8 protein-coding genes are annotated in these 9,083 nt (G+C 59.9%); 3 read left to right on the forward strand and 5 right to left on the reverse strand.

Annotated features, from left to right (window positions below; translation table 11 throughout):
* From ispG to CBB91_RS07880, 4 genes are all read right to left on the reverse strand, one after another.
* The coding region (gene ispG, locus CBB91_RS07865; RefSeq protein WP_273013325.1) for a flavodoxin-dependent (E)-4-hydroxy-3-methylbut-2-enyl-diphosphate synthase at nt 1-951 on the reverse strand (951 nt) is incomplete at its 3' end.
* 65 nt (nt 952-1,016) lie between these two features.
* Nucleotides 1,017-1,937 carry a helix-turn-helix transcriptional regulator gene (locus CBB91_RS07870; RefSeq protein ID WP_345906765.1) on the reverse strand — a complete coding sequence of 307 codons (921 nt, stop codon included), beginning with the start codon at nt 1,935-1,937 and terminating at the stop codon, nt 1,017-1,019.
* 92 nt (nt 1,938-2,029) lie between these two features.
* Complete coding sequence (gene ptsP, locus CBB91_RS07875) at nt 2,030-4,264, reverse strand: phosphoenolpyruvate--protein phosphotransferase (protein WP_345906766.1); 2,235 nt, start codon at nt 4,262-4,264, stop codon at nt 2,030-2,032.
* A gap of 59 nt (nt 4,265-4,323) precedes the next feature.
* Nucleotides 4,324-5,571, reverse strand: a complete 1,248-nt coding sequence (locus tag CBB91_RS07880; protein WP_345906767.1) for an aspartate kinase — start codon at nt 5,569-5,571, stop codon at nt 4,324-4,326.
* A gap of 94 nt (nt 5,572-5,665) precedes the next feature.
* Between CBB91_RS07880 and ubiG the strand changes: the two genes are divergently transcribed.
* A complete protein-coding gene (ubiG, locus tag CBB91_RS07885) occupies nt 5,666-6,442 on the forward strand; it encodes a bifunctional 2-polyprenyl-6-hydroxyphenol methylase/3-demethylubiquinol 3-O-methyltransferase UbiG (RefSeq protein WP_051602640.1) in 777 nt (258 codons plus the stop codon).
* Nucleotides 6,439-7,050: a DUF924 family protein gene (locus tag CBB91_RS07890; protein ID WP_272983718.1), complete on the forward strand. Its 612-nt coding sequence runs from the start codon at nt 6,439-6,441 to the stop codon at nt 7,048-7,050. Before ubiG ends, CBB91_RS07890 begins: the two co-directional genes overlap by 4 nt.
* Here CBB91_RS07890 and CBB91_RS07895 read toward each other — a convergent pair.
* Complete coding sequence (locus CBB91_RS07895; protein ID WP_273013333.1) at nt 7,047-8,417, reverse strand: MFS transporter; 1,371 nt, start codon at nt 8,415-8,417, stop codon at nt 7,047-7,049. The two genes, CBB91_RS07890 and CBB91_RS07895, sit on opposite strands and share 4 nt — an antisense overlap.
* Before the next feature lie 121 nt (nt 8,418-8,538).
* On the opposite strand from CBB91_RS07895, the gene CBB91_RS07900 reads away from it, so the two are divergent.
* The coding region (locus tag CBB91_RS07900) for a M20/M25/M40 family metallo-hydrolase (RefSeq protein WP_273013335.1) at nt 8,539-9,083 on the forward strand (545 nt) is incomplete at its 3' end.

Below are 9,083 nucleotides of genomic sequence, written 5' to 3' on the forward strand. Positions count from 1 at the left end.
TTCACCGGGGCCGTTCACGACACAGCCGATGATGGAGAGCGAGATAGGCTCTGAAATATGGGCCAGGCGCTGTTCCAGCGTTTCAACTGTCTTGATCACGTCGAAACCCTGACGCGCGCAGCTTGGGCAGGCGATGATGTTCACGCCGCGGGTACGCAGGCCCAGTGACTTCAGCATTTCGAAGCCAACCTTCACCTCTTCCACCGGATCAGCAGAGAGCGAGACGCGGATCGTATCACCGATGCCGGACCACAACAATGTTCCCATACCGATGGAAGATTTCACTGTTCCCGTCCGCAGGCCGCCAGCCTCCGTGATGCCGAGATGCAACGGTGCGTCCGTCGCCTCGGCCAGCTGGTGATACGCCGCGACCGTCAGGAACATGTCTGAGGCCTTCACCGAAATCTTGTATTCGTGGAAGCCGAGATCATCGAGAATGCGAGCATGGTCCAGAGCGCTTTCGACCATCGCATCCGGACAAGGCTCACCATATTTTTCCAGCAGGTGACGCTCCAGAGATCCGCCATTCACGCCGATCCGAATGGAACAGCCATTGGTCCGCGCCGCGGCAACCACTTCCTTCACTCGCGCAGGAGACCCGATATTGCCGGGATTGATCCGCAAGCAGGCCGCACCAGCGTCAGCTGCTTCAATACCGCGCTTATAGTGGAAGTGAATGTCCGCCACGATCGGCACCGGGCTTGCCCGGCAAATCTCCGGCATCGCCGCCGTTGATTCCTCCGTCGGGCAGGAAACGCGCACAATGTCCGCGCCTGCCTCAGCGGCACGCTCGATCTGCGCGATCGTTGCCGCCGCATCTTCTGTCGGCGTATTTGTCATGGTCTGAACCGCGATTGGCGCGTCTCCGCCAACCAATACATTGCCTACGCGGATCTGACGCGATTTGCGGCGCTCGATGCTGCGCCAGGGACGAATGGCATTATGAGACATGGGCGCGAAGTCCTGTCCGGTGACTGTCGTGCATCACATGGCCGGTCCGGCGACACATGGCAAGCCTAGCGCGACGCCTTGTTGCCGCCATTGGCAGCCATCGCCGGGGCCGCCGCATCTGCTGCGCGGCTGATCTGTTCATCAATACTGGCGGAAAAGACCGGAGTTGCCTCTGGTCCGAGGGGACCGACCGTTACATCGCCAACGCGCCATTCAAACGCGCTGCCATCACGCGCGGAAACCGTCCAGCCTGCATTGAGGCGCGGGAAATAGCTCTCACCCTCAGCCATCACACGGCTGCGGAAGATCGTGCCATCCGCGCCGCGCACTTCCAACCAGCCCTGCTTCACGGCGACCAGCTCCAGGGGCAAATCCTTCGGTGCCGGGCGTTTGGACGTTTCAACATCTGCAAACAGGCTGTCGCGCGCGCCATTNACGGCGACGACGCCAGCCTGGGGCTCAAGCTCCACATTTGGGCGAACCAGTTGTGAAACGCCAATCGCGCCCGCCCCCAATACGACCAGAAGTGCCGCCGCNGCGACAGCGAGCGGCCATCNCGACTTCTCCGGGCCAATCTCGCCAATCTTCGGAACCGGTGCATCATTCTGCACTTCNTGCACCGCGCCGCATTCCTGACTGTAAACGCGAATGACTTCTTTTTCGGGAAGCTTCAGATANTTGGCATAGGTGTTGAGGATCGCGGTCAGATAACCGCCGCCTGGAAGTTCACCGACTTCCATACGNTCGATCCACATCAGATAGTCCTTGCGCATCAACGTATCGCGAGACACGTCCGCAATCTCAAGGCCCAGCGTCTCACGCACGCGGCGCAGGACCTGACCCATGCGCAGGGCCTCACCTTCAAACTCGCGCGCCTTGAAGATCTCCATTGCCCGCTCATGCGCGCTCACGCCATCAGCGCTCGGCGCAGCCGTTTCCGGGCCGGTTTCAACAAGATCTTCGCGGGTCAAATCGTCGTGTGCCATATTCATCCAGCTTATCGATACAGCGAGGGGGTCCCCTCCCTGCACCGCAATATCTGGTCCATGAATGTGGTGATTATATGGGCCAGAGCGTATTAACCATCAGAAAGCTCGATCCCATGATCGGCTGCCAAGGCTAACACTTGGTTACGGAAATCCTGCTCGGGCGCATCCAGCGCAGCCAGAAAGTCCGGCTGGAACGCCTGCAGATCCAAGGACCTTATCATTTGCTTGACCGGTCCAATAGATCCTGCCGACATCGACAATGCAGTAAATCCGAGCGCGACGAAGCAGAGCGCTGACAACGGCGTTCCGGTCGCCTCGCCACAGGCCGACATGCGGATGCCGTGCGTCTTGCAGGAATCCGATACCTCTTTCAGGAAACGCAGGCCGCTGGGTGACACCAGATCGTAGCGTTCCGACACATGCGGCGTCATCCGATCTGCGGCAAAGAAGAACTGCATCAAATCGTTGGTCCCGACCGACAGGAATGAGGCCTTTCCGGCCAGTTCCTTCAGCCCATAGGCAAGCGCCGGCGTCTCAAGCATCACACCAACTTCTACTTTAGCCGGGGTGCGGCCCGTGCGCTGCGCAGACCATTCCACTTCCTTCATCAACAGATCCCGCGCTTCCTCGAATTCGGAAACCACGGTCACCATCGGGAACATGACGGTCAGCGGGCGATCCCCTGCCGCGCGAACGAGTGCCCGCAATTGACGGCGGAACAGGCCCTTATGGTCGAGCGCGAACCGGATGGAGCGCCATCCGAGGGCCGGGTTTTCCTCCCGCTGCAGATTCAGCGCGGGCAGCACCTTGTCGCCGCCGAGATCCACAGTGCGGAAGACGACCGGTTTGCCTTCAGCCTTGTCGAGCACCGTCTTGTAGAGCTCGATCTGGTCGTTCACCCGCGGCAGGGACTCAGACACAAGAAACTGGAACTCAGTCCGGAACAGGCCGACCCCATCGGCGCCTGCCTGTTTCATCATGTCGAGATCCAGCTCCAGGCCTGCATTCAGCATCAGGGACACATCGGTCCCGTCTGTCGTGCGCGCAGGCAGATCCTTCAAGGCAGCATAGGCCGCCTGACGTTCCGAGCGGAGGGAGACCCGACCCTTGTACGCATCGTACAGAGAGTCATCCGGGCGAATGTGCAACGTGCCTTCTTCGGCATCCACGATCACCCAGTCCCCCTGGTCAATCCGCGTTGTCAGCCCCTTGATGCCGCCGAGCGTGGGGATACCAAGCGCGCGCGCCACGATTGCGGCATGAGAGGACGCCGCCGCCTCTTCCATAAGAATCGCCCGCAGGCCCGTGTTGGAGTATTCCAGCAACTCGGCAGGCCCCAGACGCCGGGCGACGAGAACGCTACGTTCTTCGCTGATTTGCGGCTTGCCCTCTTCCCCGCCAAGGATGCGCAGCAGCCGGTTGTCGAGATCTTCGAGATCGTGAAGACGCTCTCGCAGGTAGGGATCACGCGCACTTTGCAGGCGGGCGCGGTGTTCGCGGCGGGCACGATCTACCGAAGCCTCTGCCGAAAGACCGGACTTCACGCCTTCCTGCAGCTTCTCGGCCCATGACGGGTCATGCGCAAGCAGCCGATACGTCTCCATCACATCGCGCGGGTCTTCACCAAGTGCGGCGCCGTCGAGCGACATCATGCGATCAATCGAGGCCTTGAGTTCCGCCATACCTTCCGACAGGCGATGGCTTTCCGTCACCTGATCCGCTGCGAAGAATTTTGCGGCGGGCACGACCGGATCATGCAAAACGGCGCGGCCATAGCCGAGCCCTTCGCAGAACACACGCCCTTCCAGTGACGCAGTGTTGCGCTCTCGCTTCTCATCCGTGCCGCCATTGTTCAGGGCGTCCGGATTGATGCGATCGACGATCTCTGCGAGCACCATTGCAATGGTCTGCAAATTGTCGACTTCTTCATCATCATACGCCCGCTCGGTGCGGTTCTGGACGGTCAGCACGCCAATGACGCGGCCGCCACGCAGGATCGGCACGCCAAGGAAGGCGTGGAATGGGTCTTCTCCGGTCTCTGGCCGGTAGGAAAAGGATGGATGACGCGGCGCATCCTGAATGGCCATCGGCTCAGCGCGGCGCGCAACAAGACCGACAAGCCCTTCATTCGCGGTGAGGCGCGTTGCGGCGACCGCGTCAGCTTTCAGACCTTCAGTAGCGATCAGCAGCAGGCCGCCATCCTGCAACCGCAAATAGATGGAGCAGACATCTGCAACCATTGTGGAGGCAATCAGCCTTACAACCTTGTCGAGCCGCGAACGTGTTTCGCCTTCCTCCGCCATGACCTGGCGGAGCCGGTTCATCAGCAGTCGCGTCGCGGGCAGATTATAAGGCATGGTCAGCCTGTTTGTCGCAGCCTCTGTCAGGCAGCGTCAAGGCCGAATGCGGTATGAAGTGCCCGAACGGCAAGCTCAGTGTAGGCATCCCCGATCAATACAGAGATTTTGATCTCGGACGTGGAAATAACATCGATGTTGATGCCTTTTTCGTACAATGCCTTGAACATGGTCTCGGCAACGCCGGTATGGCTGCGCATTCCCACGCCCACGATGGAGATTTTGGAAACATCGCGCACGACTTCGAGGCGCTCATACCCGATTTCTTCGTGCATGCCTTCCAGCGTATCCCGCGCAATCGGGCTGTCCCGATCGGTACAGGTGAACACCATGTTGGCCTGCTCAGGTCCACGTGCCTGCGCCTGGACGATCATGTCCACGTTCACGCCAGCCCGCGCAAGGGCAGAGAAGATCTTGGCGGAGATACCTGGNTTGTCCGGNACTCCGTAGAGCGTGACCTTGGCTTCATCCCGTGAATAGGCAACGCCGCTAACAACCTGTTTTTCCACGATTTCTTCCTCTGAGCAGACAATGGTTCCGGGATTGGGCTCACCAGGCTTCAAAAAGCTGGACAGCACCCGGACAGGCACATTGTGATTCATCGCCATTTCTACAGAACGCGTCTGCAGAACCTTGGCACCGAGGGATGCGAGTTCCAGCATCTCCTCAAACGAGATTTTCTCGATCCGTTGCGCCTTGGGCACGATCCGCGGATCGGTCGTATAAACACCGTCGACATCCGTATAGATGTCGCAAACGGTCGCANTCAGCGCAGCAGCCACAGCCACGGCGCTGGTATCGGAACCGCCCCGGCCGAGCGTGGCGACACGTTCATCATCGGTTACCCCCTGGAAACCGGCAATAACGGCGATTTCCCCCGCATCCACCGCATCCGGCAGCATGGAATCGTCAAAGCCCATGATCCGCGCGCGGCCGTGGCTCTTATTGGTTTTCAGGCGCAATTGCCATCCAAGCCAGCTGCGCGCTTTCAGGCCNCGACGGCGCAGGGCCAAAGCCAGAAGACCCGCNGTNACCTGTTCACCTGAAGCAACCACGACATCGTATTCATCGTCGAATTGCTCGCGNGGCAGATTATCCCCCGCCGCGCCCTCGGCATAGCCGACCAGCTTGTTCGTTTCGCCCGACATGGCNGACACGACGACAGCCATGTGCTCGCCCTTTGCCGCGCGATCTGCCACAATGTCTGCGACATTCGCGATGCGGTCGAGGTCTGCGACCGATGTGCCACCAAATTTCAGAACCGTGCGCGCCATTTCGCCCCATAACCTGTCGTCTTCTTGGGATATCCCACTATATTCGCTCTCCATAGGGGGTGTTCCCCGCCGGATCAAACAGGTTTCTTGAACTATGACAGTAGCAAAAGACAGGGTGAACGACGCCCCCGCCACGCCNAGCATTGATCCGGACGAAGTCGCCAAGTTCTCAGCAATGGCAGCAGACTGGTGGAATCCGCGTGGCAAGTTCCGACCGCTCCACAAGTTCAACCCCGTTCGACTTCGCTTCATCCGCGAGACTGCGGAACAGCATTTCAACATCTCGCCCAACGCAAAACGCCCGCTGGAAGACCTGCGCTTGCTGGATATTGGTTGCGGCGGCGGACTGGTGTGCGAGCCGATGACCCGGCTTGGTGCGTCCGTCACCGGCGTCGACGCCTCTGAAGCGAACATCAAGACCGCCTTGACCCATGCACAGGAACAGGGGCTGCAAATCGACTATCGAGCCGGCACCGCCGAAGGGCTGATCGAAGCAGGCGAGCCAAAGTTCGACATTGTTCTCAATCTGGAAGTGGTCGAGCATGTCGCAGACCCGCACCAATTCCTGAAAGATACCGGCGGGCTGGTAAAGCCAGGCGGCCTGATGATTGTTGCCACGTTGAACCGCACGGCGAAGGCGCTCGCCACGGCAGTGATTGGTGCAGAATATGTGCTTGGCTGGTTGCCGCGCGGCACGCATGACTGGTCNAAATTCGTGACGCCTGAAGAAGCCGATGCCGGCCTCACCGCGTCCGGACTGATAACAGAAGATCCGATTGGCGTGTCGTACAATCCGCTAGGCGACAGCTGGAAACTCTCTGGCGACACGAAGGTGAACTATATGATCGTTGCCCGGAGGCCAGCAGAATGACGAAGATCCCGACGCCCGCAGACGTACTGGACTATTGGTTGGGGAACACGCCAAACTCCGTGGACGGACTTGAAGAAAAGCACAAGCTCTGGTTTGGAAAATCTGACGCAACGGATGCCGAAATCCGGGAGAAGTTCCTGCACCTGCTAGAGGACGCCTCTCACCTGCCCTTCGCGGATGACTGGGCTGCCGAAGGCCCGCGTGGACGCCTTGCCGCCATCATCGTGCTTGATCAGTTCAGCCGCAACCTTTTCCGGAATGACGCGCGGGCGTTTCATCAGGATTCGCTGGCGCTTCGTCTGTGCAAGGACGGGCTGGCACTGAAGGAGGACGAAAAGCTCAGCGAGACTGAACGCGTGTTTTTCTATCTGCCGCTGGAGCATTCGGAGGTTCTGGAGGACCAGAAGCAAAGCGTCGCTGTATTCAAGAAACTGGCCGAAGATGCCCGGCCTGACTATCGCAGCTTTGCTGAGAACACATACGACTACGCTATCCAGCATTTGAAAGTGATTGAGAAATTCGGGCGCTTCCCGCACCGCAATGCTGCGCTCGGCCGGGAGACGACACCTGAAGAGGCCGAATGGCTGGCCGAAGGCGGCGGGTTCTAGTCCAGCATCTCAGGCCCGCGCGGGTCGAGGCTTTTGCTGATGTCCTGCTGCATGGCTCGGGTCAGCGTGTAGCGCGATGCGACCAGTGCTGCGAGCCCGTACAGGATGAATGGCAGGACACAGAAAACCAGCAACAGGCCGTGCAAAGCGTCTGGTGAATTGACTGTTCCCGGCTTGAACCCGGCGACCCGGCCGAGAACGAAATATCCGATGCCGAACGCAAGGCTGCTGCCGATCTTGTAGGCACTGGTCAGCAGGGAATAATAAATGCCGGCCCGGTTCTCCCCGGAACGCGCAGCCTGNTACTCCACCACATCCGCCGCCATGGAGCGCGCGATCACGACAGGGGCGCTGAAAGCCGCACCATTGACGAGCGCACCGACAAGCAACGCNCCAAAACCGCCCCCTGAACGACCGGCAATATAGTAAATGATGTAACTGGCCATCCCCATGATGACGGCGCAGAGNAAGGCTGTGTGCTTCTCCGTCATCGCCGAGAATTTCAGCCATAGCGGAAGCGCCGCGACCGCCGTCGAGAAGAAGATCATGAGGATGACGCTGGCCATGGAATCCGACAGGCCGAACACGTATTCCGCAACGAACAGATAGTTTGATGCNGTGATGGCCACAGCCGTTCCCACCANCAATTCCATNGAGAGGACGACACCGAGAAACTTGTTTCTCAGGGCCGCGATCATGGCCTTGAGGTCAAACTTCATGGCTTCGCCCCGGTCGCCCCGCATCGGATTGTCGGGAACGAATGTGCACGACAGGAAGGCGACAATCGGCAACGAAATGAGCAAGGCCCANCCCATCACGGCCACTTGTCCNAACCGGTCGACTTCAAAACCCGACACCGCCAGGATNGCAGGGACGGCCAGCAGGGCCAGCATGGAGACGATGCTGATCACCTCCGCCCAGGTGAAGAAGCGCGAACGGTCGTCATAATCTGTTGCAATGGCCGGAACCCAGGCGGATCGCGCCGTCTGCAAGAGGGTNAACCCGACATAGAACAGGATCATCCACACCACGAAGTAGGCCGGCCCTGCCCCCCGTTCCGGCATATAGATGAAGTAGGTCGCGATCCCCANTAGTGGNACGCTGAGCACGATCCAGTGGCGCACGCGTCCCCACGGGCTGCGATAGCGGTCCACCACAAAGCCCATGATCGGATCGGTCGTGATGTCCCAGAAGCGGAGCACCATGAACAGGAATCCTGTCAGCTCCAGCCCNAGCCCCACCTCGTTCGCATAGAGCGGCGCGAGATAGACGGCCAAGGGCAATCCCACCCCTGCCAGCGGTATGCTGAGCGAGGAGAAAGCAAGCACTCTCGGTAAGGACAGGCGCGGGCCACGTGCGTCAGTCATGGGCTCAGCCTGCCCGCGAAAAACGTGACGGCCAAGTCATTTTTTTATTTGCACAAAGCTTGACGTCGCGGCGGTCGGGCCTGACACGGGAAGAAAGATACGTTTGGAGGAAGCAAACCNGATGCTGAAGAAAATCCTGTTGGGCCTTGTCGCGCTGGTCGTGATTCTTGTNGCAATCGTCGTGTTCCGCACCTTTACCTATGGCGGCGCGGCNTCGGGCGAACGTGTTGACCTTCCTNCAGTGCCAACGGTGTCGGCAGACAGCGCGGCAACGCATCTGAGCGAAGCAATCCAGTTCCGCACCATCACAGTCGCCGCGGGTGACCCACGCCCCGGACAGGAAGGCCCGTGGCTGGACCTGCACGCCTGGCTGGAGACAACTTATCCCGCCGCGCACAGCGCCATGAGCAAGGAACTCGTGCCCGGTACACTGACACTGCTCTACACCTGGCAAGGCACGGACAGCTCGCTCGACCCCCTCTTGCTGATGGCGCACCAGGATGTTGTGCCCGTGAACATTGGCACGGAAGACGACTGGACCGGCGCGCCGTTTGCGGGGGAGATCGTGGACGGTTACGTCTACGGGCGTGGCGCGCTTGACGACAAGGGCAGCCTCGTCGCCCTGATGGAAGCCGCAGACGCGCTGGCCGCCGATGGTTTCCAGCC

The organism is Hyphomonas sp. TMED31, assembly GCF_002172815.1.
Classification (GTDB): Bacteria; Pseudomonadota; Alphaproteobacteria; order Caulobacterales; family Hyphomonadaceae; genus Hyphomonas; species Hyphomonas atlantica.